Origin of the sequence: Streptomyces sp. NPDC020898 (genome assembly GCF_044333925.1) — a bacterium.
GTDB lineage: Bacteria > Actinomycetota > Actinomycetes > Streptomycetales > Streptomycetaceae > Streptomyces.
Window position 1 is genome coordinate 407,601 of the sequence record NZ_JBIRRV010000006.1, and the last position, 24,351, is coordinate 431,951.

The 24,351-nt window shown below is 71.4% G+C and carries 22 protein-coding genes; 13 read left to right on the plus strand and 9 right to left on the minus strand.

Going from position 1 to position 24,351, the window contains the following annotated elements:
• Nucleotides 1-4: 4 nt before the first annotated feature.
• Nucleotides 5-1,477 (minus strand): amidase, encoded by a 1,473-nt coding sequence (locus tag ACH4TV_RS21700; RefSeq protein ID WP_398400422.1) that lies wholly within the window; start codon nucleotides 1,475-1,477, stop codon nucleotides 5-7.
• Between the two features lie 129 nt (nucleotides 1,478-1,606).
• Between ACH4TV_RS21700 and ACH4TV_RS21705 the strand changes: the two genes are divergently transcribed.
• Nucleotides 1,607-2,179 carry a TetR/AcrR family transcriptional regulator gene (locus ACH4TV_RS21705; protein WP_398400424.1) on the plus strand — a complete coding sequence of 191 codons (573 nt, stop codon included), beginning with the start codon at nucleotides 1,607-1,609 and terminating at the stop codon, nucleotides 2,177-2,179.
• Nucleotides 2,180-2,263: 84 nt separating this feature from the next.
• On the opposite strand, the gene ACH4TV_RS21710 is transcribed toward ACH4TV_RS21705, so the two are convergent.
• On the minus strand, nucleotides 2,264-3,340 hold the full coding sequence (locus ACH4TV_RS21710) for a helix-turn-helix domain-containing protein (RefSeq protein ID WP_398400426.1): 1,077 nt from the start codon (nucleotides 3,338-3,340) through the stop codon (nucleotides 2,264-2,266).
• A 986-nt stretch (nucleotides 3,341-4,326) separates the two neighbouring features.
• Nucleotides 4,327-5,301: an alpha/beta hydrolase gene (locus ACH4TV_RS21715; RefSeq protein WP_398400428.1), complete on the minus strand. Its 975-nt coding sequence runs from the start codon at nucleotides 5,299-5,301 to the stop codon at nucleotides 4,327-4,329.
• 266 nt (nucleotides 5,302-5,567) lie between these two features.
• Between ACH4TV_RS21715 and ACH4TV_RS21720 the strand changes: the two genes are divergently transcribed.
• Complete coding sequence (locus ACH4TV_RS21720; RefSeq protein WP_398400430.1) at nucleotides 5,568-6,566, plus strand: TerC family protein; 999 nt, start codon at nucleotides 5,568-5,570, stop codon at nucleotides 6,564-6,566.
• 103 nt (nucleotides 6,567-6,669) lie between these two features.
• On the plus strand, nucleotides 6,670-7,551 hold the full coding sequence (locus ACH4TV_RS21725) for an LLM class F420-dependent oxidoreductase (protein ID WP_398400432.1): 882 nt from the start codon (nucleotides 6,670-6,672) through the stop codon (nucleotides 7,549-7,551).
• Between the two features lie 92 nt (nucleotides 7,552-7,643).
• Here ACH4TV_RS21725 and ACH4TV_RS21730 read toward each other — a convergent pair whose 3' ends face one another.
• Nucleotides 7,644-8,204 carry an NAD(P)H-dependent oxidoreductase gene (locus ACH4TV_RS21730; protein ID WP_398400434.1) on the minus strand — a complete coding sequence of 187 codons (561 nt, stop codon included), beginning with the start codon at nucleotides 8,202-8,204 and terminating at the stop codon, nucleotides 7,644-7,646.
• A 118-nt stretch (nucleotides 8,205-8,322) separates the two neighbouring features.
• Between ACH4TV_RS21730 and ACH4TV_RS21735 the strand changes: the two genes are divergently transcribed.
• The 3 genes from ACH4TV_RS21735 (at nucleotide 8,323) to ACH4TV_RS21745 (ending at nucleotide 12,079) form a co-directional block, all read left to right on the plus strand.
• Complete coding sequence (locus ACH4TV_RS21735; protein ID WP_398400436.1) at nucleotides 8,323-8,988, plus strand: TetR/AcrR family transcriptional regulator; 666 nt, start codon at nucleotides 8,323-8,325, stop codon at nucleotides 8,986-8,988.
• A gap of 300 nt (nucleotides 8,989-9,288) precedes the next feature.
• Entirely contained in the window at nucleotides 9,289-10,323 is a 1,035-nt protein-coding gene (locus ACH4TV_RS21740; RefSeq protein WP_398400438.1) for a LacI family DNA-binding transcriptional regulator, read from the plus strand.
• 310 nt (nucleotides 10,324-10,633) lie between these two features.
• A complete protein-coding gene (locus ACH4TV_RS21745; RefSeq protein ID WP_398400440.1) occupies nucleotides 10,634-12,079 on the plus strand; it encodes an aldehyde dehydrogenase family protein in 1,446 nt (481 codons plus the stop codon).
• Between the two features lie 125 nt (nucleotides 12,080-12,204).
• Here the strand turns inward: ACH4TV_RS21745 and trxA are convergent, their stop codons facing one another.
• Complete coding sequence (gene trxA, locus ACH4TV_RS21750; protein ID WP_319090984.1) at nucleotides 12,205-12,573, minus strand: thioredoxin; 369 nt, start codon at nucleotides 12,571-12,573, stop codon at nucleotides 12,205-12,207.
• 126 nt (nucleotides 12,574-12,699) lie between these two features.
• Between trxA and ACH4TV_RS21755 the strand changes: the two genes are divergently transcribed.
• Nucleotides 12,700-14,136, plus strand: a complete 1,437-nt coding sequence (locus ACH4TV_RS21755; RefSeq protein WP_398400442.1) for a dihydrolipoyl dehydrogenase family protein — start codon at nucleotides 12,700-12,702, stop codon at nucleotides 14,134-14,136.
• A gap of 31 nt (nucleotides 14,137-14,167) precedes the next feature.
• Here the strand turns inward: ACH4TV_RS21755 and ACH4TV_RS21760 are convergent, their stop codons facing one another.
• The gene (locus ACH4TV_RS21760) at nucleotides 14,168-14,812 is read right to left on the minus strand and encodes a peptide deformylase (RefSeq protein ID WP_398400444.1); all 645 of its coding nucleotides are present in this window, start codon (nucleotides 14,810-14,812) and stop codon (nucleotides 14,168-14,170) included.
• Nucleotides 14,813-14,986: 174 nt separating this feature from the next.
• Here ACH4TV_RS21760 and ACH4TV_RS21765 point away from each other — a divergent pair, with 174 nt between their 5' ends.
• Nucleotides 14,987-16,408 carry a PepSY-associated TM helix domain-containing protein gene (locus ACH4TV_RS21765; RefSeq protein ID WP_398400446.1) on the plus strand — a complete coding sequence of 474 codons (1,422 nt, stop codon included), beginning with the start codon at nucleotides 14,987-14,989 and terminating at the stop codon, nucleotides 16,406-16,408.
• 67 nt (nucleotides 16,409-16,475) lie between these two features.
• Here ACH4TV_RS21765 and ACH4TV_RS21770 read toward each other — a convergent pair whose 3' ends face one another.
• Genes ACH4TV_RS21770 through ACH4TV_RS21780 form a run of 3 tightly spaced genes read right to left on the minus strand, consistent with a single transcriptional unit; the run spans nucleotide 16,476 to nucleotide 17,798 of the window.
• Nucleotides 16,476-16,826: a tetratricopeptide repeat protein gene (locus tag ACH4TV_RS21770; RefSeq protein WP_398400448.1), complete on the minus strand. Its 351-nt coding sequence runs from the start codon at nucleotides 16,824-16,826 to the stop codon at nucleotides 16,476-16,478.
• Between the two features lie 37 nt (nucleotides 16,827-16,863).
• On the minus strand, nucleotides 16,864-17,325 hold the full coding sequence (locus ACH4TV_RS21775) for a MarR family transcriptional regulator (protein WP_398400450.1): 462 nt from the start codon (nucleotides 17,323-17,325) through the stop codon (nucleotides 16,864-16,866).
• Nucleotides 17,322-17,798 carry a MarR family winged helix-turn-helix transcriptional regulator gene (locus ACH4TV_RS21780; RefSeq protein ID WP_398400452.1) on the minus strand — a complete coding sequence of 159 codons (477 nt, stop codon included), beginning with the start codon at nucleotides 17,796-17,798 and terminating at the stop codon, nucleotides 17,322-17,324. Before ACH4TV_RS21780 ends, ACH4TV_RS21775 begins: the two co-directional genes overlap by 4 nt.
• 132 nt (nucleotides 17,799-17,930) lie before the next feature.
• Between ACH4TV_RS21780 and ACH4TV_RS21785 the strand changes: the two genes are divergently transcribed.
• The 5 genes from ACH4TV_RS21785 (at nucleotide 17,931) to ACH4TV_RS21805 (ending at nucleotide 24,349) form a co-directional block, all read left to right on the plus strand.
• A complete protein-coding gene (locus ACH4TV_RS21785) occupies nucleotides 17,931-20,294 on the plus strand; it encodes a SpoIIE family protein phosphatase (protein WP_398400454.1) in 2,364 nt (787 codons plus the stop codon).
• Between the two features lie 14 nt (nucleotides 20,295-20,308).
• The gene (locus ACH4TV_RS21790; RefSeq protein ID WP_398400456.1) at nucleotides 20,309-21,292 is read left to right on the plus strand and encodes a LacI family DNA-binding transcriptional regulator; all 984 of its coding nucleotides are present in this window, start codon (nucleotides 20,309-20,311) and stop codon (nucleotides 21,290-21,292) included.
• Nucleotides 21,293-21,369: 77 nt separating this feature from the next.
• Nucleotides 21,370-22,608: an extracellular solute-binding protein gene (locus tag ACH4TV_RS21795; RefSeq protein ID WP_398400458.1), complete on the plus strand. Its 1,239-nt coding sequence runs from the start codon at nucleotides 21,370-21,372 to the stop codon at nucleotides 22,606-22,608.
• A complete protein-coding gene (locus ACH4TV_RS21800; RefSeq protein ID WP_398400459.1) occupies nucleotides 22,605-23,525 on the plus strand; it encodes a carbohydrate ABC transporter permease in 921 nt (306 codons plus the stop codon). The genes ACH4TV_RS21795 and ACH4TV_RS21800 overlap by 4 nt, the downstream gene beginning before the upstream one ends.
• A complete protein-coding gene (locus tag ACH4TV_RS21805) occupies nucleotides 23,522-24,349 on the plus strand; it encodes a carbohydrate ABC transporter permease (RefSeq protein WP_398400461.1) in 828 nt (275 codons plus the stop codon). Before ACH4TV_RS21800 ends, ACH4TV_RS21805 begins: the two co-directional genes overlap by 4 nt.
• Nucleotides 24,350-24,351 lie beyond the last annotated feature (2 nt).

A 24,351-nucleotide genomic window follows, 5' to 3' on the forward strand; every position in this document is an offset into this window, starting at 1 on the left:
GGGGCTACACGAAGGCCGGGGGCGGCACGAAGCCGTCCACTTCCCGGCCCAGCAGCGCGGCGAACTCGATGGTGGTGAGGTCGCCCCCGCTCGGGCCCATGGCCTGCAGACCGATGGGCAGTCCGCGCCTGCCCCTGCGCACCGGGACGGTGGTCGCCGGCCCCCCGGAGACGTTGGCGACGGCGTTCCACTTGACCTGGTCCCAGTAAGGGCGTCGCACACCGTCGACTTCGAAGTGCCGCCCGAACCGGTCGATCAGCTTGTTGTGGTGGGCGGGGGCAGCGGTCGGGGTCACCGGCATGAGCACGATGTCGAAGTCCTGGAAGAACTCGAACCACCGCTGCCGGAACTCGTTGCGCACCGCGTGGGCCTGCAGCCACTGGTAGTGGGACTGGAAGGTTCCGCGCAGGGCGGGACCCGCGTCACCGCGCGGCTGCTGGACGAGCCGGGCCAGCAGCGCGGCGTTGGGGGCGGGAGTGAGACCGCTGCGGTCGTAGGACAGCGCGCCGAAGAGCAGCGGCAGGAAGGCCTTCCGGTGATTCGTCGCGATGTCGACAGGGAGGGCCGGGGGCTGGATCGTGACCTTCGCGCCGGCCGCCCGCAGCACGGCGACCGCGTCGTCCATGGCTGCCGTGACGTCGCTGTCGACGGGACAGTCGGGGTCCTCGCCCCAGACGGCGACCCGGAAGTCGGCAAGCCTGGTCGCGCGCGGCGGTGCGAGGGTGTAGCTGAAACCGCCCTCGTAGTCGGTCGGTCCGATCGTCGCCCGCAGGATCGGGACGAGGTCACGGGCGTCGCGGACCTGCGCGCCGCCGCACGCCATGTCGGGGTTCGTCCATCGTCCCGTGCCCGGGCCGCCGGGAACGTGCCCGATGAGGGGAATCGACCCCCAGGTCGACTTGTGCCCGTACAGGCCGTTGAAGTGGGACGGGATCCTGGTCGATCCGCCGATCTCCGAGCCGAAGTCGAACGCCGTGAGGCCTGCGGCGGTGGCGACGGCGCCGCCCCCGGCGGACCCGCCCGAGGTACGGGTCGTGTCCCACGGGTTCGACGAGGGACCGAACACCGGGTTGTCGGCCTGGACGTCCTGGTTGCCCGGCGGCATGTTGCTCTTGCCCATGATCACGGCACCGGCCGAACGCAGCCGCTTGACCGCGTCGGCGTCCTGGACGGGGACGTAGTCCTTCAGGTCCGTGCGCCCGCAGACGGTCCGTATCCCGGCTGTCTCGAAGCTGTCCTTGACCGTGATCGGCAGGCCGTGCAGCGGACCGAGGTCCTGCCCCGCCGCTCGCGCGGCGTCCGCTTCCCCGGCCTCACGACGAGCGCGCTCGGGATCGAGGGTCACCACCGCGTTCAGCGCGGGATTGTGGACGGCGATCCGCTCCAGATAGAGATCGACGAGCTCCCGGCTGGAGATCTCACCCGCGGCCAACGCCCGTGACTGATCCACGACAGACCGGAAGGGAACGTCACTCATGGCATGCCTCATCTCTGACGACGACAGATCGGTCGCAAATTATCTGTCGACCGTAATATTACGTACGGCAGACAATAGATTAGGATGGCGTGTGGGGCAATGGCCCCGCGGAGCGAATGGAGGAAGCCCGTGGCGCGCTACGCCAAGGAGCACAAGCAGGTGACACGGCAACGGATCATCGATAAGGCGGGCCTGCGGTTCAAGCAGGACGGCGTCGACGGCTCGGGCATATCCACGCTGATGTCGGACGCCGGGCTCACCAACGGAGCCTTCTATGCCCACTTCGCATCCAAGGACGACCTCGTGGCCAACGTCCTCGCAGACGAACTGCGCACGCAGTTGGAGAGGTGCGGGACACTGCGGCCCGGCCGCCCGGGACTTGAGGACTTCGTTCGCGAATACCTGTCGGCCGAGCACCGGGACAACGCCGGCCTCGGATGTCCCTCCGCCGCCCTGCTCGACGAGATCGGCCGCTGCGGGGACGAGACCAAGCGGGCGTACACCGGCGGCTCGCGGGCCATCGTGGAGGAGATCGCCGCTCGCCTCGCGCCGGAGGATCCAGGCTCCGCCCGTGGTAGCGCCCTCGGACTCTTCACCATGATGGTGGGGACGTTGCAACTGTCCCGCGCCCTCTCCGACCAGAAGTTCGCCGATGAGGTTCTTGAGCGGGGAGTCGAGAACGCCCTCACTCTCATGTCCTGAGGGGCACGGTCAATTCACGGGTGATACGGGCCGGCTGGGTGTCAGCGCCGACGGCGGCAGCCCGTACGAGCAGCCCGAACCGTGCTACGCGCGCCTCAAATTCCGCATGGCCAGGGCCAGTTGCAGTCTGAGCCGGCCCTGTGGGGTACGGACGGGCCACCCGAGCAGCGACTCGGAGTGGCCCAACCGGTCCTGGAGCGTGGAGTGGTGGACGTTGACCTCGACGGCGGCGGCCCGCAGGCTCGCCGTCGAGGCGACGGCGTGCAACGTCGTCAGCATCCAGGGCGCGTCGGCGACCGCCGCCTCCAGTGCCTGCACATCGGGCGGCGGATCGGCCCCCGGCACGACGAGCTCGGCGAGCAGCCCGATGCCGCCGAGCTCATCGGCGTACACGACCTGTGGTCCGGGGGCGTGCGGGGTGCCGTCGGCGGTGAAACGGAGTGCGGTGCGGGCGGCGGCCCAGGAGCCCGGCAGTTCGAGAACGGGCACGGCGGGACCGACGCCGACCCGGCCGGGCGGGAGGGCGGCGTCGGTGGATCCGGTGTCCGGGTGAGCCGATGAGTCCGGTACCGCCCGGGTCTCCGGGTGGACCGGCCTGCGCCGGGTGGACGCGTTCACGATGCGGGGCGGGCCGTCGAGCGGGGCGACCGCGCGGGCCCGGGTGGCAGGATCGGCGGGGTCCAGGCCCAGACGGCGGGCCGCGTGCAGCCGTACCTGCTCGGGGGCGGTGGCGTCGAGGAGGGTCTCGACGAGCGCCGGATCATCGGTGGGGGCCGCCGGCGCTCGTCCACGGGTGCGGTCGAGGACACCCCGGATGGCAGCCGCCGCCCGCTCCAGGATCACCGCGTCGACGACACTGGGCGTCCCCGCCCGCTCCAGCCACAGCGCTGGGGCGCCGTCCGGCGACAGCGCGGCGGACGGCCAGGCCGGGTCCGGCGGCAGATCCGTTTCCCGGCGGCGCCCGTCGGTCTCGACCCGCAGATGCACCCGCCGACCGGCGTCGGCGAGCCGCGCCGGACACCCGGCCAGCACGGCGACCCCACGCACCAGCGCCTCAAGACCGGCCCGGTGCTCGGCCAGCCGGTCGAAGTAGGCGATGACCCGGACGGCGGCACCGGCATCCGGGTCCAGCGCGGTAAGCCGCCCCGCCAGCTCTTTCATGACCCCATGGTGCGCCATCGACCCACGTTTCGTGGAGTCTGCGGACTGTCCCGGGCTGCGGGAGAGTGCGGCGAGCGCTCCGCGGGCAGGCGGTTCTCTGGCCACAGGCCGATGGGGCCCGGCAGGGCTGTTCGCGTCCGCGCGGTGGAGCCACGTGTCGACACCGCCCCGCGCCCCCAACGGGCACCGGCCGCTTCAGCCGCTTGCCGTCTGCTGTGCTCGGCAGGGCAGGTTATTCCGTGGGCAGATGGGGTGCTGTTCGCGCCCAAGGGGTCGGAGCCGCGTGTCGTCACAGTGCCGCGCTCCTGATGGGCACCGGCCGCCTCAGCTGCTTGGCGTCTGCTGGGTGCTCGGCAGGACGGGTGGTTCTGTGACGTGGGCGGGTGGGGGCTGGTCGTGTCCGCGCGGTGGAGCCACGTGTCGGCACCGCTCCGCGCCCCAACGGGTACTGGCCCGCTTCAGCGCGCTTGGCGTCTGCTGGGTGCTCGGCAGGGCGGGTGGTTCTGTGACGCGGGCCGGTGGGGGGTGGTCGCGCCCATGCGGTGGAGCCACGTGTCGGCACCGCTCCGCGCCCCAACGGGTACTGGCCCGCTTCAGCGCGCTTGGCGTCTGCTGGGTGCTCGGCAGGACGGGTGGTTCTGTGACGCGGGCCGGTGGTGGGTGGTCGCGCCCATGCGGTGGAGTCACCTGTCGACGCCGCCCCGCACCTGACGGGCCCCGGCCGCTTCAGCCGCTGGGCGCTCCGCAGGACGAGCGGTTCTGTTCTGCGGGTCGGTGGGGGCTGGTCGCGCCCGCGTCGCGGAGTCGTGGGTCGGCACGGCCCGCGCCCGTACGGGGAGGGGCATCGCACCCTGCTCACGTCCTGCCGTGTCGCTTCGCGAGGGGCCGGTGCCGTCGGCCGAGCCGGGCACCGGCCGTTTCGTCAGCCGCGAACCCCGCCCATGCCGCCGCCCGCACCGCCCCCGTAACCGCACGGGTTACTCCGCTTACTCCGCGAGCAGCCTGCGCAGCCAGTTCACCTGGGCGGCCTGGCAGGACTGGGAGAGTGCGGCCTGCGGGGCGAAGCCGTCGAAGCCGTGGAAGCCGCCCGGCCATACGTGCAGCTCGGCCACCCCGCCGGCTTGCCACAGCCGGGAGGCGTAGGCGACGACCTCGTCGCGGAACGTCTCGGCGGAGCCGACGTCGAGGAAGGCCGGGGGCAGCCCGGACAGGTCCTCGGCGCGGGCCGGGGCGGCGTACGGGGAGACGTCCGGGCCGCCGCGCTCCGAGCCGAGGAGGGCGGTCCACCCTGTGTCGTTGGCCGTGCGGTCCCATACGCCCAGGCCCGCCATCTGGTGCGAGGACGGGGTGTCGTTGCGGTCGTCGAGCATCGGGCACAGCAGCACCTGCCCGACGGGCTGCGGACCCTTGCGATCCCTCAGGAGCAGTGCCAGCGCGGCCGTCAGGCCACCGCCCGCGCTGGTGCCCGCGATGACGATCCGCTCAGGGTCTCCGCCGATCTCCTCGGCGTGATCGGCGGTCCACAGCAGTCCGGCGTAGACGTCGTCGATGGGTGCCGGGTGCGGGTGTTCCGGGGCCAGCCGGTACTCCACGGACACCACGACCGCGCCCAGCTCCTTGGCCCACCGCAGCGGCATGTCCACACCGACGCGGTTGGTGCCGAGCACCATGCCGCCGCCGTGGACGTGGTAGATCACGGGCAGTGGACCGTCCGTCGCCGGGGCGACCGGCCGGCAGATCAGCAGGGAGATGTCGGGCGCGTTCTCGGGTCCGGGCACGACCCGGTCCTCGACCTCGAAGGCCCCGTCCAGCGTCAGGTCCATGTCCGCCAGCATCGCGAGACCGGGCCCGTTCCGGGTGGCCTCGATCTCGGCCATGGTCAGTTTGGGCGGCACGGATTCGTTGATGATTCCCAGGACGGCGGCGAGTTCCGGGTCGAACGGCGGCGGCGTAAGCGTCATTGCTTCTGCTCCTCATGCTGCGTGCGGCGGATCGTACGGCGATGGTCCGCGCGTCCGCCGGGTTCCGGCACGCCGCCGTACGGCGGGACTTGCCCGCCATCCGGCGGGTAGCCCGGTCGGCCCGGCCCGGCCCCGCCGACGCGGCAGACCGAGACCGGCGACCTCGGATCTTTACCAGGAGATGACCCGTTGTTCACCGCTTCTGGGTGGAAGTGATCATCGGCGATGACAACGCTGCCAGTGCACCACTTCCCTCTGGAGTATCTGTGAACGTCTCATTCACCGTCTGGGCGCTGACTGTCGTCGCCCTGTGTGTCCTCGTCGCCGTCGACTTCCTCATCGGCCGCAAACCCCACGATGTGTCCCTGAAGGAGGCCGGCACCTGGACCGTGGTGTGGGTCGTCCTCGCCTGTCTGTTCGGCCTCGGGCTGCTGATCTACGGCGGCACCAAGCCCACCGGTGAGTTCTTCGCCGGGTACATCACCGAGAAGTCGCTGAGTGTCGACAACCTCTTCGTCTTCGTGCTGATCATGGGCAAGTTCGCGGTGCCCTCGCAGTACCAGCAACGGGTGCTGATGGTCGGTGTCCTGGTCGCCCTCGTGCTGCGGGCCGGTTTCATCGCGGCCGGCGCGGCGATCATCTCCACGTTCTCGTGGGTCTTCTACATCTTCGGCGCTTTCCTCGTCTGGACCGCCTGGAAACTGGTCCAGGACGCCAAGGCGGGTTCGCACGAGGAGGAGTACAAGGAGAACAAGCTGCTCAAGATGGCCGAAGAGCGGTTCGGTGTCGCGGACCGGTACCACGGCACCAAGCTGTTCGTCGTCGAGAACGGCAAGCGGATCATGACGCCGATGATGGTCGTCATGCTCGCGATCGGCTCCACGGACGTGCTGTTCGCGCTCGACTCGATCCCGGCCATCTACGGGCTGACCCAGGACCCGTACATCGTCTTCACCGCCAACGCGTTCGCGCTGATGGGTCTGCGCCAGCTGTACTTCCTCATCGGCGGTCTGCTGAAGAAGCTGGTGCACCTCAGCTACGGCCTGTCGATCATCCTCGGTTTCATCGGCGTGAAACTGGTGCTGCACGCACTGCACGAGTCCGGCGTCCACGTCCCGGAGATCTCCATCCCGTTCTCGCTCGGCTTCATCGTCCTCGTCCTGGCCGTCACGACCGTGACGAGCCTGCGGGCGTCGAAGAAGCAGGAAGAAGCCCAGGCCCGGACGCAGGGGCAGGACACGGACACGTCGAGCCACGCGGGCTGAGCCCGCGTACGGGCGAGGCAGCGGCTTGACTTCGTGTGCGCTCCAGGAACTAGCGTCGGCCGCGTATCACCGCTGCGAAGGCGAACGGCGAACGGAGACAGACATGCGGCTCGGCGTGCACATCAACCGCTTCAACCATGTAGGAGGTGCCGCCGCGCTCGGCTCCGAGCTGGCGGCGGCCGGCGCCGCGGCCGAGGAAGCGGGCGTCCACCGGCTCACGGTCATGGACCACTACTTCCAGATGGAGTTCAACGGCGGGGCCGAGGACCCCATGCTGGAGGCCTACACGACCCTCGGCTTCCTCGCGGCCCACACCTCCACGGTCCGCCTCGGCGCGCTCGTGACCGGCGTCACCTACCGCCACCCCGGGCTGCTCGCCAAGATCGCCACCACGCTCGACGTCCTCTCCGGCGGCCGGGCCACCCTCGGCATCGGGGCGGCCTGGTACGACCGGGAGCACGAGGGGCTCGGGGTGCCGTACCCGGCGACGGCCGAGCGTTTCGAGCGGCTGGAGGAGACCCTGCGGATCTGCCTCCAGATGTGGGACCCGGAGAACGACGGGCCCTTCGAGGGCAAGCACTACCGGCTCGCCGAGACCCTCTGCGTACCGGCGCCCGTCAGCTCGCCGCACCCGGAGATCATGATCGGCGGCGGGGGAGAGCGGAAGACCCTGCGCCTCGTCGCCCGGTACGCGGACGCCTGCAACCTGTTCACGACCACCCCGGAGGAGGTCGGGCACAAACTCGACGTCCTGCGCGGGCACTGCGACGACGCGGGTCGCTCGTACGACGACATCACCAGGACGCTTCTCTACATGGGCGACGCGCTGGCGGGGAACGACGTCGACGCCTTCATCCGCGACATCGAGGGCTACGCGAAGTTCGGCATCGAGACGGTGATGCTGGGCCCGCACACGGGCGAACCGGCCGAGTGGATCGAACGGTTCGTGGCCCCGGCGGCGCGGCGCGCGGCCGAACTGGGCTGAACCGGAGACCGGGGGGAGGCGGAGACGGGGGCGGGGGAGAAGAGGGAGGGCCGGAGCCGCACAGGCTCCGGCCCTCCCTCGCGTACGGATGATCAGGCGGCGGCAGCCGTGGCCTCGCCGCGGACGAGGGCGATGACCTCGGTCAGCTGTGCGGCGACCTCGGTGTCGTCGGAGGGGTGTGTCTCGGCGAAGCGGGTCAGCGAGCCGGGGATGGAGAGCTTGGCGTCCTCCAGCACCTTGGCGCCGGCGATACCCGCGGCCTTGCGGGCCTCGTCCTGTGCCCAGACGCCGCCGAACTGGCCGAAGGCGGTGCCGACCACGGCGAGCGGCTTGCCGGTGAGAGCGCCGGCGCCGTACGGGCGGGACAGCCAGTCGATGGCGTTCTTCAGAACGGCCGGAATCGTGCCGTTGTACTCGGGGGAGAAGAGCAGCAGGGCGTCGGCGCCACCGGCGGCCTCACGCAGTGCGACGACGCCGGCCGGGAGGTTGCCCTCCACGTCGATGTCCTCGTTGTAGAACGGGATGTCGCCGAGGCCTTCGAACAGCACGACCTCGGCGCCCTCGGGGGCGTGCTTGACGGCCGCCTCGGCGAGCTGACGGTTGGTGGAACCGGCGCGAAGGCTGCCGACGAGCGCAAGGATACGAACAGACATGGGGGACTCCACAGGGTGCTGAAACGTTGGCGACACAATCCGGACCGAGGTCCGTTTAGAGTTGTACCAGCGAAACGGACCGTGGTCCAGTTTTCTTCCGACGCGTTACGCTGCCTTCATGTCCGATTCCCTGCCGCCCCTCCCGATGCCCCGGGAGCGGGCCGACGAGCCGCTGCTGCAACTCGGCACCCGCGCCGACGCCGACGAGCCGTGCCTGCGCGCCGACGCCGCGCGCAACCGTGCCCGTCTGCTGGAGGCCGCCGCGCGGCTGGTGGAGCAGCACGGCGCGGCCGGCGTGACGATGGAGGCGGTGGCCGTCGCGGCGCAGGTGGGCAAGGGGACCGTGTTCCGGCGCTTCGGGGACCGCACCGGCCTGCTGACGGCCCTGCTCGACCACTCGGAGAAGAAACTCCAGGCCGCCTTCCTGACCGGCCCGCCGCCGCTCGGGCCCGGGGCGCCGCCCGTCGACCGGCTGCGGGCGTTCGGTGTCGCGGTGCTGCGCAGGGCTGTCGACGAACTGGAACTACAGCTGGCTGCCGAAGGTGAACCGGGCCGCCGCTTCGCGTCCGCACCGCGCATGGTGCTGTCCGGTCATGTCGCCATGCTGCTGCGGCAGGCGGTTCCGGACGCCGACTGCGAACTCCTCGCGAAAACGCTGATGGGATATCTGGACCCGGCGCTCATTCATCATCTGACCAGGCAGTGCGGGATGACGCCGGCGCGGCTGGAGGCGGGATGGATCGACCTCGTCGGCCGGATCACGGGCAGCGTGTCTGCGTATTGAGCGCGAGTTTCGGCCATTCGCGCCGGTTGCGCTCCGCCGTGCGGGGGTGATCAACCGGGGGAACCTCCCCGGGACTTGGCCGGGGGCGGCCGGAAAGCGCGTTCGGTGTGCGGTTTCCCGGGGCGGGGCGCTGAACCGTTTGCTCAACCGGTCCCGGGAAACCCGAAGATGATCTTTATGAAGCGTTTCAGTAAAGCGCTTTCCTGAAGCGCTTTCGTCAACTGCCTTTGCTACCGGCTTGATTGCGAAGTCGCCCCGCGCCGAACTCTGCCCACAGCTTCTGCAAAGATGCCGTACGTCATGGTGCAGATACCGAATTCGGCCGCCCCGGCGTTGCCCCAGCAGCAATCCGTGCCCACGAGCGCGGATGTGGCCCGCCTGGCCGGCGTCTCCCGCGCAACCGTCTCCTACGTCCTCAACAACACCAGTGCCGTCCGGATCAGCGAACCCACCCGCCGCCGCGTCCACGAGGCCGCGAAGGAACTCGGGTACGTTCCGCACGCGGCGGCCCGCAGCCTGCGGGCCGGACACAGCCGCCTGGTCCTGATGCCCGCGCCGAGCGTGCCGATAGGCCCGCTCTACAGCCAGTTCATCAACGAACTCCAGTGGGCGCTGAGCCGCCTCGACTACACCGTCGTCCAGTACGCCTCCGTCGGTCTGCGCGGTGACGAGGCCGCCCGGGCCTGGGCCGAACTGCGGCCCGCAGCCGTCCTCGTGCCCGTCGGCGGGCTCGGACCGCAGGGCGTGGCCGTCCTCAAGCGCTCCGGCGCCCGGGCCGTCGTCACGCTCGGCTCCGAGCGCATCGAGGGCGCCCACAGCCTGCTCATCGACCACGCGGCCGTCGGCCACCTCGTGGGCGCGCACCTGTACGCCCGGGGCCGCCGCCGGATCGGTGTCGTCGTGCCCGAGGAGCCCGGTCTGAAGGTTTTCTCCAAGCCCCGCCTCGACGGGGTGCGGCGCGCGGTGCAGGGCACCGACGCCTCGGTGACCGTGCTGCCGCTCGCGTACGAGGAGGAGTCCGCGGCCGCCCTCGCCGCCCGCTGGCCCGAACTCGGCCTGGACGCCGTCTTCGCGTTCAACGACGAGTACGCGATGCTCCTGATGCGAGCCCTCCAGGACGAGGGCGTGGCCGTCCCCGAGGACACGGCACTGGTCGGCGCCGACGACCTGCTGCTCGGCCGGCTGCTGCGGCCCCGCCTGAGTACGGTGCACATCGAACTCCCGTCCGGCCCGGACCTCGCGGAGCTCGTGGACAGCGCGGTGCGCAATCCGGGCGCCGCCCCGGAGACCCACCATCTGCTGGGCGCGACGCTCGTCCACCGCGACTCCAGCTGAACGCTGAACTACGGCTCCTGTACGGCGACTTGGGCGGTACGGCCGTTCGGGTGCCGTGGGCCGGGCGGAACCGGGGGAGGGGCCTGCGCGGTGTGCGCCGCGCTGTCGCGCGCGAACGGCGCGGTTCGCGTCCCGCGTGACTAGGATGTTGCACGCTCAACCAGATGAGGATGCCGTCGACCACCGGACGCCGCTCGCACCGCTGCGCCGGATCACCGCATCCCGCCCCCGCGGCCGCCCATGGCCGCGAACCACACGGGACTCGCGTTCGTGCCGTGAGTCCCGCCGGTGACTGATCGGAGAGCCGCACATGCCGTTGCTCGACCCCAAGACCTGGCAGTCCCACGCCTCCCGCGCCCTGTCCGGCCCCGAGTACGCCGTCACCGAGCCCGCCACCGGCGAGACGCTCGGCACGGTCGTGCTCGCCACCGGCGAGGACGTCAAAACGGCCGCGCAGGCGGCCCGTACCGCCCAGGCGGCATGGGCACGTACCCCGCACTTCGTCCGTGCCGGAGTGCTCCGCAGGGCTGGGGACCTGTTCGCCGCGCACGCGGACGAACTGCGTGACTGGCTCGTCCGCGAGTCCGGCTCCATCCCCGGCAAGGCCGACTTCGAACTGCACGTCGCCGCCCAGGAGTGCTACGAGGCCGCCGCCCTCGCCTCCCGCCCCGCCGGGCAGGTGCTGCACTCCGAGGCACCCCGGCTGTCGTACACGCGCCGGGTGCCCGTCGGGGTCGTCGGGGTGATCTCACCGTTCAACGCCCCGCTGATCCTCTCCATCCGCTCCGTCGCCCCGGCCCTCGCGCTCGGCAACGGGGTCGTCCTGAAGCCGGACCCGCGTACGGCGGTCTGCGGCGGGCTCTCCCTGGCCGCGGTCTTCGCCGAGGCGGGACTGCCCGAGGACCTGCTGCACATCCTGCCGGGCGGCCCGGACGCGGGTCAGGCGCTGGTCGCCGACCCGCTGGTGCCCGTCATCTCCTTCACCGGCTCCACCGCCGCCGGCCGTGCCGTCGGCGAGGCGGCCGGCCGCCATCTCAAGCGCGCCCACCTCGAACTCGGCGGCAACTCCGCCATGATCGTCCTGGAGGACGCCGACCTCGACGCGGTGATCTCCACCGCGGCCTGGGGCTCCTTCTTCCACCAGGGCCAGATCTGCATGACGACCGGCCGCCACCTCGTCCACCGGTCGCTCTACGCGGAGTACGTCGAGCGGCTCGCCGCCAAGGCCGACTCCCTCGCCGTCGGAGACCCGCACCGCGCCCAGGTCCACCTCGGCCCCATCATCGACGGCGCCCAACTCGCCAAGATCCACGGCCTGGTGGAGTCCAGCACGGCGAGTGGTGCGAGGCTTGCGGCCGGCGGCACGCATGAGGACCTCTTCTACCGGCCGACGGTCCTCGCGGACGTCGTCGACGGGACCCCGGCCTACGCGGAAGAGGTGTTCGGCCCGGTCGCGCCCGTACGCTCCTTCTCCACCGCCGACGAGGCCGCCGCGCTTGCGGCCGTCGGCCCCTACGGACTGTCCCTCGGCATCGTCACCCGGGACACCGCGCGCGGTCTCGACCTCGCCGAGCGCATTCCGACCGGGATCGTCCACATCAACGACCAGACGGTCAATGACGAGGCCGTGGCGCCGTTCGGTGGGGTTGCGGCCTCCGGGACTGGTGCGCGGTTCGGTGGGGAGTCGAACTTGGAGGCGTTCACTGACGTGCGGTGGACGACTGTGCGGGGGGATGTGGCGCCGTACCCCTTCTAGAACTCTTCGGTGCGTTGTCGGCCGCAGGCTGGTGGGGGCTGGTCGCGCAGTTCCCCGCGCCCCTTCCGGGGCCCGCGCCCCTTCCGGGGCCCGCGCCCCTTCCGGGGCCCGCGGCCCCCGTCGGGTTACTCCGCCTGCTGGGCCGCCACCGACTTGCGGACCTCGTCCATGTCCAGCTTCCGGGCCTGCCCGATGACGTCCGTCAGGGCGGCCTCGGGCAGGGCGCCGGGCTGCGCGAACACGGCGACCTGGTCCCGGACGATCATCAGTGTCGGGATCGACTGGATACCGAAGGCCTGCGCCAGTTCCGGCTGCGCCTCCGTGTCGATCTTGCCGAACACCAGATCCGGGTTGTCCTCGGCGGCCTTCTCGTACACCGGTGCGAACTGACGGCACGGCCCGCACCAGGACGCCCAGAAGTCGATCAGCACGAACTCGTTCTCCGTGACCGTCTGGTCGAAGTTCTCCTTGGTGAGCTCCACGGTGCTGCTCATGACCTGATTCCTCTTCCTGCTGTCGGGTCGTTACCGTTGGCGCTCGGCACAACACGGCCCCGCCACGGCGTATTCCGCGCGCGTACCCATGTGGCCACCGCGCACACCACCTACCAGACTGACCCCATGACGGAAACGGAAACCATCGCGTACGACGTCGTGGTGCTCGGTGCCGGACCCGTGGGGGAGAACGTCGCCGACCGCACCCGTGCGGCCGGCCTCTCCACCGCGGTCGTGGAGAGCGAACTGGTCGGCGGCGAGTGCTCGTACTGGGCCTGCATGCCCAGCAAGGCCCTGCTGCGCCCGGTCATCGCCCGCGCCGACGCCCGCCGCGTACCCGGCCTGCGCCACCTCGTCCAGGGCCCCCTCGACGCCGAAGCGGTCCTCGCCCACCGCGACTACGAGACCTCGAACTGGCGGGACGACGGCCAGGTCGGCTGGCTCGACTCCATCGGCGCCGACCTCTACCGGGGCCAGGGGCGGCTCGCCGGGCCCCGCACGGTGACGGTGACCGGCGAGGACGGCTCGACGCGGGTGCTGACGGCCCGGCACGCGGTCGCCGTGTGCACGGGCACCCGCGCCCAACTGCCCGACCTGCCGGGCCTCGCCGAGGTCGGGCCCTGGACGAGCCGGGAGGCGACCAGCGCCAAGTCGGTGCCCGGCCGGCTGATCGTCGTGGGCGGCGGTGTCGTCGCCGTCGAGATGGCCACCGCCTGGCAGGCACTCGGCGCGCAGGTCACCCTGCTGGTCCGCGGCAAGGGCCTGCTGACCGGCATGGAGCCGTTCGCGGGCGAACTGGTTGCCGAGGCACTGTCGGAGGCGGGCGCGGACGTCCGCACGGGTACCTCGGTCCGGTCGGTGACCAGGGAGGACGGCACCGTCGTGGCGGTGACGGACACCGGTGACCGCATCGAGGCCGACGAGATCCTCTTCGCCACCGGACGCGCCCCGCGCACCGACGACATCGGCCTCGACACGGTCGGCCTGGAACCGGGCTCCTGGCTGCCCGTCGACGACAGCCTCCGGGTCACCGGCAGCGCGTGGCTGTACGCGGTCGGCGACGTCAACCACCGCGCCCTCCTCACCCACCAGGGCAAGTACCAGGCCCGGATCGCGGGCGCCGCCATCACCGCCCGCGCGGCCGGCGTACCGCTCCTGGAGAGCGACCCCTGGGGCGCCCACGCGGCCACCGCCGACCACGGCGCCGTCCCGCAGGTCGTCTTCACCGACCCGGAGGCGGCGGCCGTCGGCCTCTCCCTCGCCGAGGCGGAGCAGGCGGGCCGCCGGGTGCGCGCGGTCGACGTGGAGCTCTCCTCGGTGGCCGGCGCCGGCCTGTACGCCGACGGCTACCGGGGCCGCGCCCGCATGGTCGTCGACCTGGACAGCGAGACCCTGCTCGGCGTGACCTTCGTCGGCCCCGGCGTGGGCGAACTGATCCACTCGGCGACCGTCGCCGTCGCCGGCGAGGTGCCGCTGGGACGGCTGTGGCACGCGGTGCCGTCGTATCCGACGATCAGCGAGGTCTGGCTGCGGTTGCTGGAGGCGTTCAGGGACGGCAAGTAGCAGGGAAGGGGCGCCTGGTCGGCGCGGGCGGTCAGAGGGCGAAGCCCAGCTCCTCGGCCGCCTCCGCCGGAGTCGGCTGGGCCCACCGCTCCATCATCGCCGCGCTGGAGGACAGCGAGCGCAGTTCCGCCCGGTCGAGATAGAGCGTGCCGTCCAGATGGTCCGTCTCGTGCTGGACGATCCGGGCCGGCCAGCCCGTGAACACCTCGTCCACCGCCCGCCCGTACTCGTCCTGGGCCGTGAGCCGCACCGCCGCGTGCCGGGCCACCACCGCCTGCCAGCCCGGCACACTCAGACAGCCCTCGAAGAACGCGGCCCGGTCGGTGCCCACCGCCTCGTACGACGGATTCACCAGCACCCGGAACGGCAGCGGCACCCGCCCGCGCACCACCCGCACCTCCTCCGGCACCGGCGCCGGATCCTCGATGACCGCCATCCGCAGCCCCACCCCGACCTGCGGGGCCGCGAGGCCGACGCCCGGGGCGGCGCGCATGGTCTCGCGCAGCGCCTCGACGAAGCGGGTCAGCAGCTCCGGGCCGAGCTGCCCGTCGAAGGGCACGGTGGCGCGCCGCAGCACCGGATCGCCGGCGGCGACGATCGGCAACGGGCCGCCGACGGCGAGGAGTCGCTCGACCTGGTCGGCAAGGGCATCGCGGTCATGGGGAGTTGCTGCCATGGCGCCAGGATGCCACGCACCGCTGACAACCCGCGCCCCTTGATGTGACGTACGCCACTCGCGGGGCCGGGAACTCGACGCCCCTGCGGTCCGACTACTGAACCGTCCCCACAGCCGCGATCCCCCCAGCAGTCTTCCCCGCTCACCGTCCCCAGCCACCGGAGAAGCCCGCCGATGTCCACCGCTCCCACGACCACGACGGACGAATCCCCGGATTCACCGGACTCACCGAAACCCGCCGCCCCGGCCAGGCCGTCCGCTGCCGCCACGCTCCGCCCGCTGGTCCTGCGGCTGCACTTCTACGCGGGCCTGCTCGTCGCCCCGTTCCTGCTGGTCGCCGCGCTGACCGGCTTTCTGTACGCGGGCTCGTTCCAGGCCGAGAAGATCCTGTACGCCGACGAGATGACCGTCTCCGCGGGAGACACCAAGCTGCCGATCTCCGAGCAGGTGGCCGCCGCCCGCGAGGCCCATCCCCAGGGCACCGTCGCGGCCGTCCGCCCCTCGCCCGAGGACGACGCCACGACGAGGGTCATGCTGTCCGGGGTTCCCGGTGTCGGCGAGGGCCACACGCTCGCCGTGTTCGTCGACCCGTACACCGCGAAGGTGGAGGGCGCGCTCGAACAGTACGGATCGACGGGCGCGCTGCCGCTGCGCACCTGGATCAGCGAGTTCCACCGCAATCTGCACCTCGGCGAGAACGGCCGCCTCTACAGCGAACTCGCCGCGAGCTGGCTGTGGGTGATCGCGGGCGGCGGCCTGGTGCTGTGGTTCGCCCGCCGCCGTACGCAGCGCAAGATACGCGGCACCAGCGGACGGCGCCGCACCCTCGGTCTGCACGGCACCGTCGGCGTCTGGGCCGCGGGCGGCTTCCTCTTTCTCTCGGCCACCGGACTGACCTGGTCGACGTACGCGGGCGCCAACATCGACGTACTGCGCACCTCTCTCGGCCAGTCCACCCCGTCGGTCTCGGCGGCGGGCGGCGAGCACACGGGCCATGACGCGGCGGCCGGTGCCGGGAGCGCCACCGAGCACGGCGTCGGCCTCGACAAGGTACTGGCCGCGGGCCGCGCCGAGGGCCTCGGCGACCCCGTCGAGATCGTCCCGCCGGCCGACGAGTCCTCCGCGTACGTCGTGCGGCAGGTCCAGCGCAGCTGGCCCACCAAGCAGGACGCGGTCGCCGTGGACCCGTCGAGCGGCGAGGTCCTCGACACCCTGCGCTTCGCGGACCACCCGGTGCTCGCCAAACTGACCCGCTGGGGCATCGACGCGCACACCGGCGTGCTGTTCGGGATCGTCAACCAGCTTCTGCTGATGGCCCTGGCGCTCTCCCTGGTGCTGCTCATCCTGTGGGGCTACCGCATGTGGTGGCAGCGCGGCCGGGCCTCCGCCTTCGGCCGGCCGATCCCACGCGGCGCCTGGCAGCAGGTGCCCCCGCTGCTCCTCGTGGCGCTGATGGCGGTCGTCGCGGTCGTCGGCTACTTCGTCCCGCTGCTCGGCATCCCGCTGGCCGCGTTCATCGCCGTCGACGTGATCCTGGGCGAGATCGACCACCGCAGGGGCAACCGGACGTACGGGGAACGGGCGGGCGCGAAGTAGGAAGCAGGCAAGTAGTACGAGCACAGGACGGCCCGGCTCCGAGGGGAGCCGGGCCGTCGTACGAGAGTTACTCGAAGTCGCCCGCGAGGGCCGAGGCGATCCGCAGGTGCGACGCGGCCTCCTCGTGGCGGCCCTGGCGTTCGAGCGTGCGGCCGAGCATCAGCCGGGCGTAGTGCTCCACCGGGTCGCGCTCGACGATGACGCGCAACTCGGCTTCCGCGCGCCGCAGTTGGGCCGAGTGGTAGTAGGCGCGGGCCAGCAGCAGCCGGGGTGCGGTCTGCTCCGGGACCTCCTCGACCAGCCCGTCCAGAACACGCGCCGCGCCGGCGTAGTCCTTGGCGTCGAAGAACAGTTCGGCCCTCTCCCAGCGCTCCGAAGCCGTTCCGTGGTCGTAGTACGTGTACGTCGTGGTGTCCACTCGTGCCTCCTTCGGAGGCGGTAACCGGCCGCAGCGGTCAATCATTCCGCGCCGGCCCGGACAGGGCAGCCAGCTCCGCGTTCGCCCGCGCGTGGATCAGGGACAGCACCCGGCCGGCGACGGCCAGATCATCGGTCGGGATGCCGGCGTAGATCCGCGCGGAGATCGGGGCGGTCTCGGCGCTCGTGGTGCGGTACAGCTCGCGTCCCGCGTCCGTGAGGGAGAGCAGGGCGGATTCGGCCGCCAGCAGCCGGGCCTCGACGAGTTCTTCGACGACCGCGTGCACATCGGCCCTGTCCGTCTTCAGCGCGTCGACGACCTCACCGACGAGCCACTCGCGCTCGACGGGCCCGTCCGCGACCGCGATGAGCCGGAGCGTCACCGACTGCTGGAAAGTGGCTCCGTGCCGGGCCAGCACGCTTTCGAGGACCGCCCGTGCGGCGTAGTGGGTGAGGGCTATGACGCGGGGGTTGAGCGTGGGTGCGGTGGGTGTGGTCATGGCTGCTCCTTCTCGGGATCGGCGTGGAGAGGCGTGTCGATCAGCAGTGCCAGATCGCGGGTGAACTCCCGGGTGCGCTCGCTGGTCAGACCTCCCAGGGGCTCCAGTAGCTGCTCCAGCAGCCGCTGTACGACCTTGATCGCGCGCTGGGCGACCTCGGTGCCCTGTTCGGTGAGGGCCAGCTGTACCGCGCGCGGGTCGTGTGGGTCCCGGGTCCGTTCGAGCAGGCCGGCGGTCTCCAGGGCGCGGGCGAGCTTCGACACGTAGAGCGGTTCGAGGCCGGTGTGGTCGGCGAGCCGGCGCTGGCTGGGGCGCTCACCGGCGCGCCGCATGCCGTACAGCGAGGCGACCAGGGCGTACTGCGCGTGGGTCAGCCCCAGGGGAGCGACCGCCCGGTCGACGGCCACGCGCCACTTCGTCGACAGGCGCCACACCAGGTAGCCGGGGGTCGCGCCCTCGGGTGTCGGACTCATAACGGATACCGTACATGGCTACTATGTCCATGGCTACTAAATTTCTCCGGACCCCGTACCCGACTTGTCTGATCCTTTCGTAACGCGCACGCTGGGACGGTGAGTAACCTCACCGGCGTGAATTGAGGAAGAATGGCCGCTTCCGATCAGGGCGACGGTTACCACCCGTGGTCAACCGATGCCGCGACGGCCACCGTCAGCCCGGCGGGCGTCGTCACGGGATGGAGCGCGGGCGCTCGGCGGCTGCTGGGTTACCGGGCCGCGGAGGTCGTGGGACGGGCCGTGACCGATCTCCTCGCCGCCCGGGAGCTCCCTGAGGCGGCGTCCGGACTCGCCCTGGCCGGCGGTGCTCAGGAATGGGGCGGCGCTGCCGCACTGCGGCACCGGGACGGTCACCCTGTCGAGGCGGCGCTCCGCGTCCGTCCCACGCCGGGTGGCGACGGCAGGCCCCAGGGGTTCGTCGTGGCCGCCACCACGGTGCCCGTCGAGTCGGAGCACGACCGGAGGATGGTGGAGTGGGCGTTCGCCCAGTCCTCGATCGCGCTCTCCGTCCACAGCGCCGACCCGGACCAGGACCTCTTGGGCGAAGGCACGGCGCACGCCGACGAAGGCTTTCTCCGCTGCCTGCGCCAGGTCGCCGAGGAAGCCAGGCCGATGCGTTACGAGAGCGTCGCCCCGGCTCCGTCCGCCGCTCGGCAGCGTGCCGAGGTCATCGAGCTGTGGCCCGTCCGGGAGCCCGCCACCGGCGAGGTGGTCGGCGTCGGCAGCGCGACGTTCGGCAACAGTGAGGAGCGTGAGGCCCGTCAACGGCTGGCCCTGCTGCAGGAAGCCGGCCTCCGTATCGGCACCACGTTGAATGTGACCCGCACCGGCCAGGAACTCGCCGATCTGGCCGTCCCGGGGTTCGCCGACTTCGTCAGCGTGGACCTGCTCGACTCGGTGATGCGCGGAGAGGAGCCCTTCGCTGGGCCCATCGACGCCGAGGTGGTGCTCCGCCGGGTCGCGCACCAGTCCTCCAGCGACGGTGTGCCCGAAGCAGCGGTCGACCTCGGCGGAGTCGAGACCTACCCCTCGTTCTCACCCCCTGCCCGCGCCCTGGTCGGCGGGCGACCGGTGCTCAGCGGCGCCGGCGACCCCGACTTCGCCCGGTGGATCGCCGGGAGCGAGACGAGAACCGCCCGGGTCAAGGCGTACGGATTCCACTCGGTCGTGGCCGCTCCGCTACGGGCCCGGGGCATCACCCTCGGGGTCGTGGTGTTCTGTCGTACGGAGGGGTCCGCGCCCTTCGAGGCGGACGATCTGATCCTCGCCGAGGAACTCGCGGGCCGGACGGCCGTCGGTGTGGACAACGCGCGCCGTTACACCCGCGAGCGCACCAACGCGCTCACCCTCCAGCGCAGTCTGCTGCCCCGGGGTCTCCCCAAGCAGGCGGCGGTCGAGGCGGCGTATCGCTATCTGCCCGCCGGTTCGGGCGCCGGAGTGGGCGGCGACTGGTTCGACGTCGTCCCCCTGTCGGGCACCCGCGTGGCCCTGGTCGTCGGCGACGTCGTCGGGCACGGCATTCACGCCTCCGCCACCATGGGGCGGTTGCGCACCGCGGTCCGCACCCTCGCCGATGTGGACCTGCCGCCGGACGAGCTCCTCACTCACCTCGACGACCTGGTGGTCCACCTCACCTCGGACGACGACAGTGTCGACAGCCGCGTCCGGGACGACAGCGGTGAGATCGGCGCCACGTGCCTCTACGCCGTCTACGACCCGGTCTCCCGCGTCTGCACCCTCGCCAGCGCCGGCCATGTCCCGCCCGTCGTCCTGCTCCCCGACGGCACGGTGAGTGTGGTCCGCCTCAGCCCCGGTCCGCTGCTGGGCGTCGGCGGGCTGCCCTTCGAGACGACCGAGCTGGAACTGCCCGAGGGCAGCCTGCTGGCCTTCTGTACCGACGGCCTGATCGAGACCCGGGACCGCGACATCACTCACGGCCTCGAACGGCTCTGCGAAGCCCTGGCCTCTCCCGTGCCGTCCCTGGAGGTGACCTGCGACGCGATCCTCAAGGCGCTGCTGCCCGACAGTCCCGCCGACGACGTGGCCCTGCTCCTCGCGCGCACCCGTGCCCTGCATGCCGACCAGGTCGCCGCCTGGGCGCTGCCGTCCGACCCCGCGATCGTGGCCGACGCCCGGGCCCAGGCCACCCGCCAACTCACCGCCTGGGGGCTTCAGGACGCGGCGTTCGTCACCGAGCTGGTGGTGAGCGAACTGGTCACCAACGCCATCCGCTACGGCGCCGCACCGATCGGACTGCGGCTGATCCGGGACCGCACCCTGATCTGCGAGGTGTCCGACGCCAGCAGCACCGCGCCGCATCTGCGCCGCGCCCGCACCTACGACGAGGGCGGACGGGGCCTGCACATGGTCGCCCAGCTCACCCAGGGCTGGGGCACCCGCCAGAGCCCCGTCGGCAAGACCATCTGGGCCGAACAATCCCTCCCTGCCGGCTGACCATGGGTGAGCGCATGGGTGAGACGACGAAGCGGTCCGCCGCACACGCCGAGGCGGATGCGGCCGGCGGGGGCGGGGCCGCTGCCCCCGCCACGGAGAACCTCGGCCTGCTCTACCCTCCGGCCGGCCGCGACCGGGACTACACCACCATGCAGCTCGCCTTCATCGGCGGGGTGGCCGAGGCCGCCGCCACGCACGGCTACGACCTGCTGCTCTCCCCCTGCGATTCGGACCGGGACCCCTCGTTCCTGCGGATGGTCGGGCTGGCCGGCGCGCGGCGGGTGGACGGCGTGATCGTCATGGAGATCCGTCAGGAGGACGACCGGGTCGAGCGGCTGACCCAGGAGGTCTTCCCGTTCGTCGCCATCGGCCGTAATCACCGGGCCGACGCGGTCGGCTGGGTCGACCTGGACTTCGCCGCTCTGGCGGGCGGCTGCGTCCGGCACCTCGCCGACCTGGGGCACCGCAGAATCGCCTTCGTCAACAGGTCGGAACAGCTCTTCGACCGCGGGTACGGGTTCGCCCGGCTCGGACACGAGGGCTACACGGAGGCGATGGCGGAGCTGGGTCTCGAACCGCACGCCTACCTCTGCGGCGACGACCTCGCCTCGGGGGAGAAGGTCGTGGAGCGGATTCTGGCGGGCGACCCGGCGACCACCTCCCTGGTCACCATGAACGAGGCGGCTCTGGAGGGCCTCTACCGAGGGCTGACGCGCCACGGCCGCAGTGTGCCGCGAGACTTCTCGGTCGTCGGCGTGGCGGCCAGCCCCTGGGCCGAACAGGTGAGCCCGCAGCTCACCGCCGCCGAGATACCGGCCAAGGAGATGAGCCGGATCGCCGTGGAGTTGATGGTGGAGCGACTGCGGCCTCCCGGCGCACCTCCCCGGCACGTCCTGCTCAAACCCCTGATCACGCTGCGGGCCAGTACCGGCCCCTGTCGGCCGGTACCCGGATCGGAACCGGAGTCGGAATTCCCCGATTTCGACCTGAATTTCTGATATGCCGTTCTGTGATGCCTTCGCCGGTGTGTCCCGCTTTGTGTGCCTCCGGTCACCGACCCCTCTGGGAGCAGCCCATGTCGTATCCGGTCGACCGCCGCGGCTTTCTGCGTACCGCGGGCGTGGGAGCGGCTGCCCTCGGCCTCGGCGGGACCCTGGCGTCCTGCAGCTCGGACAAGCCGAGCACCGCCACCCTCACGTGGTGGGACTACTTCACCCTGGACAACTTTCAGCCGGGAATGAACCGCCTGATCAAGGAAATCGAGGCCGGCGTCCCGGATGTGAGGATCGAGCGGCGGACCTTCCCGTTCGCCGAGCTCGACCGGCAGATCACCCTGGGCGCGATCTCCGGAGACCTGCCGGACATCGCCATCGTCGACAACGTCGCCATGAACACCCTGGGTGGCAGCAGACTGCTGGCCGACCTCACCGGCAGGGTCAAGGACTGGGGCCAGGCCGACCAGTACTACAAGGGCCCCTGGGAGGGCTGCCAGGTCGGCGGGAAGACCCTGGGCATCCCCAACAACAGCAACTGCCTCGCCCTCTACTGCAACACCCGGATGCTTCAGGCGGCCGGCGTGGAACCCCCCACCACCTGGGACGAACTGGCCGCCGCGGCCGAGCGGCTTACCGGCGGGGACCGGTTCGGCCTGGCACTGAGCGCGATCAGGACCGAGGAGGGCGTCTTCCAGTTCCTGCCGTTCCTGTGGCAGGCGGGCGGTGACCTGGACACCTTCGCCGAGCACGGCCCGACGGCCCTGGCCTTCCTCGACGGCCTGATCGCCAAGGGTTCCCTGTCCGAACAGTGCGTGGGCTGGACCCAGCAGGACGTCAACACACGGTTCCTCAACCAGCGTGCCGCGATGCAGATCAACGGCCCCTGGCAGATCCCCACGCTCAAGGAGGCGGACTTCGACTGGACCGTCGTCGCCCTGCCCCGCGGCAAGGAGGCCGCCACCTGTCTGGGCGGCGAGAACTGGGTGGTGATGGCGAACAGCGAGCACCAGGACAAGGCGTGGGAGATCCTGGAGTACACCCAGCGCCCGTCGGTCCTGGTGCCGTACCTGGTGGCGTTCGGAGAGCTCCCGGCCCGCAAGGACCTTGCCGACCAGGGCAGTTGGGCCTCCGACCCGGCCCTGCGGCTCTTCCTCGGTCAGCTGCCCCTCGCCCGTCCGCGCCAGTACGGCCCGCACTACGCCGACGCCTCGCTGGCCGTCGCGGAGGCGGAGCAAGCCGTGCTCACCGGGTCCGCGTCGCCCTCCGCGGCGGCGAAGACGGCGGCCGCGAAGATCGACAAGGCGCTGGGCGGGCAGTGAGCCCCCGCGTTCGCCACTCCCCGTCCGCGCGCCGCCAACGCGCGGGCTACCTCTTCTGCCTCCCGGGAATGGCCTTCCTCGCCCTCTTCCTGGCCTACCCGCTGTTCTACAACGTGTGGACCTCCGTCCACGACGTGGAGCTGAGCAGCCTCCTCGGCGGCGCCGATCCGTTCACCGGTCTCGACAACTACCGGGCCGTGACCGACGACCCGGACTTCTGGCACTCGGTGCGTCTCTCGCTGGTCTTCACCCTGGCCTCACTGCTGTTCCAGTTCACCATCGGCTTCGCGCTGGCCCTGCTCTTCGCCCGCCCGTTCCCGCTGAACGGTCTGCTGAGGTCCCTTCTCCTGGTTGCCTGGCTGTTGCCCCCGGTGGTCAGCGGCACCCTCTTCCGCTGGCTGCTGGACGCGGAGTCCGGCGCCTACAACGCCCTGCTGGAGGCGGCGGGTCTGGGCACGCTGTCCCGCGACTGGCTCACCAACCCCTCCACCTCCCTGGCGGGGGTGGTCGTCGCCAACATCTGGGTCGGCGTCCCCTTCAACATGCTGCTGCTCCTGGTGGGCCTGCACACCATCGACCCGGAACTCCACGAGGCCGCGGCCATCGACGGTGCGGGCGCCTGGCAGCGCTTCCGACGCATCACCCTCCCCCTCATACGCCCGGTGTCGGTGACCGTTCTGCTGCTCGGCCTCATCTACACCTTCAAGGTCTTCGACCTCGTCTACGTGATGACAGGAGGCGGCCCCGTCGACGCCACCCGCGTGCTCTCCCTCTACGTCTACGAGGTCTTCTTCAAGTTCTTCCGCTTCGGCCAGGGTGCCGCCGCCGGCCTGCTGCTGCTCGTCGTACCCCTGCTCGTAGGCGCCCTCTACGTGCGCCGGCTGCGCCGCGAGGAAGCGGAAGGAGGCGCCCTATGAAACCGCCCCGCCGCCCCTGGCTGCTCACCGCGACGGCCACCGTGATCACCGCGGTCTTCCTGCTGCCGGTGTACTGGATGGCCAAGACCAGCCTCACCCCGCCCGACCGGATCCTGACCCCGTCCCCGCAGTGGGTGCCCGTCCCGGTCACCGGGGAGAACTACTCGACGGCGCTGGGCTATGAAGGGCTGACCAGGGCCCTGTTCAACAGCGTGGTGATCTCCAGCGGGGTCGTCGCGCTCACCCTGCTCCTGGGCGTCCCCCTCGCCTACGCGCTCGCCCGGGTCCGGATGCGCGGCTCGGGCGTGATGGTGCTGGCCCTGCTGGTCGCCCAACTCCCGCCCGCCATCGTGCTGGCGGCACCGCTGTTCATCCTCGAACGCCGGGCCGGCATCGACGACACGTACGTGGGTCTGATCGCCGCCGACACCACACTGACGCTGCCTTTCACGGTGATCGTGCTGCGTCCCGTGCTGCGCGGTGTGCCGCGCGAACTGGAGGAGGCCGCACTGGTCGACGGCTGCGGGCTGCCCGGCGTACTGCTGCGGGTCGTCCTGCCGCTGATGGTCCCCGGCCTGGTCGCCGCGGCCGGGCTCTCCTTCCTGCTCGGCTGGGGCGAGTTCCTCTTCGGCCTCACGCTCGCCGACGGCCCCGAGGTCCAGCCCGTCACCGTCCTGCTGAACGCCTTCGTCGGGCAGCACGGCACCTCGTGGGGCGCCCTGATGGCCACCGCCACCCTGATCAGCGTCCCGGTGGTCTGCGTCTTCGCCCTCTTCCAGCGCTTCATCGTCGGCGGCCTCGCGGCCGGCAGCGTCAGGGGCTGACG

Coding starts and splice junctions, on each gene's coding strand:
- ACH4TV_RS21700 (WP_398400422.1), bottom strand. CDS start 1,477: ATGAGTGACGTTCCCTTCCGGTCTGTCGTGGATCAGTCACGGGCGTTG.
- ACH4TV_RS21710 (WP_398400426.1), bottom strand. CDS start 3,340: ATGAAAGAGCTGGCGGGGCGGCTTACCGCGCTGGACCCGGATGCCGGT.
- ACH4TV_RS21715 (WP_398400428.1), bottom strand. CDS start 5,301: ATGACGCTTACGCCGCCGCCGTTCGACCCGGAACTCGCCGCCGTCCTG.
- ACH4TV_RS21725 (WP_398400432.1), top strand. CDS start 6,670: ATGCGGCTCGGCGTGCACATCAACCGCTTCAACCATGTAGGAGGTGCC.
- ACH4TV_RS21730 (WP_398400434.1), bottom strand. CDS start 8,204: ATGTCTGTTCGTATCCTTGCGCTCGTCGGCAGCCTTCGCGCCGGTTCC.
- ACH4TV_RS21735 (WP_398400436.1), top strand. CDS start 8,323: ATGTCCGATTCCCTGCCGCCCCTCCCGATGCCCCGGGAGCGGGCCGAC.
- ACH4TV_RS21740 (WP_398400438.1), top strand. CDS start 9,289: ATGGTGCAGATACCGAATTCGGCCGCCCCGGCGTTGCCCCAGCAGCAA.
- ACH4TV_RS21745 (WP_398400440.1), top strand. CDS start 10,634: ATGCCGTTGCTCGACCCCAAGACCTGGCAGTCCCACGCCTCCCGCGCC.
- trxA (WP_319090984.1), bottom strand. CDS start 12,573: ATGAGCAGCACCGTGGAGCTCACCAAGGAGAACTTCGACCAGACGGTC.
- ACH4TV_RS21755 (WP_398400442.1), top strand. CDS start 12,700: ATGACGGAAACGGAAACCATCGCGTACGACGTCGTGGTGCTCGGTGCC.
- ACH4TV_RS21760 (WP_398400444.1), bottom strand. CDS start 14,812: ATGGCAGCAACTCCCCATGACCGCGATGCCCTTGCCGACCAGGTCGAG.
- ACH4TV_RS21765 (WP_398400446.1), top strand. CDS start 14,987: ATGTCCACCGCTCCCACGACCACGACGGACGAATCCCCGGATTCACCG.
- ACH4TV_RS21775 (WP_398400450.1), bottom strand. CDS start 17,325: ATGACCACACCCACCGCACCCACGCTCAACCCCCGCGTCATAGCCCTC.
- ACH4TV_RS21780 (WP_398400452.1), bottom strand. CDS start 17,798: ATGAGTCCGACACCCGAGGGCGCGACCCCCGGCTACCTGGTGTGGCGC.
- ACH4TV_RS21785 (WP_398400454.1), top strand. CDS start 17,931: ATGGCCGCTTCCGATCAGGGCGACGGTTACCACCCGTGGTCAACCGAT.
- ACH4TV_RS21790 (WP_398400456.1), top strand. CDS start 20,309: ATGGGTGAGACGACGAAGCGGTCCGCCGCACACGCCGAGGCGGATGCG.
- ACH4TV_RS21795 (WP_398400458.1), top strand. CDS start 21,370: ATGTCGTATCCGGTCGACCGCCGCGGCTTTCTGCGTACCGCGGGCGTG.
- ACH4TV_RS21805 (WP_398400461.1), top strand. CDS start 23,522: ATGAAACCGCCCCGCCGCCCCTGGCTGCTCACCGCGACGGCCACCGTG.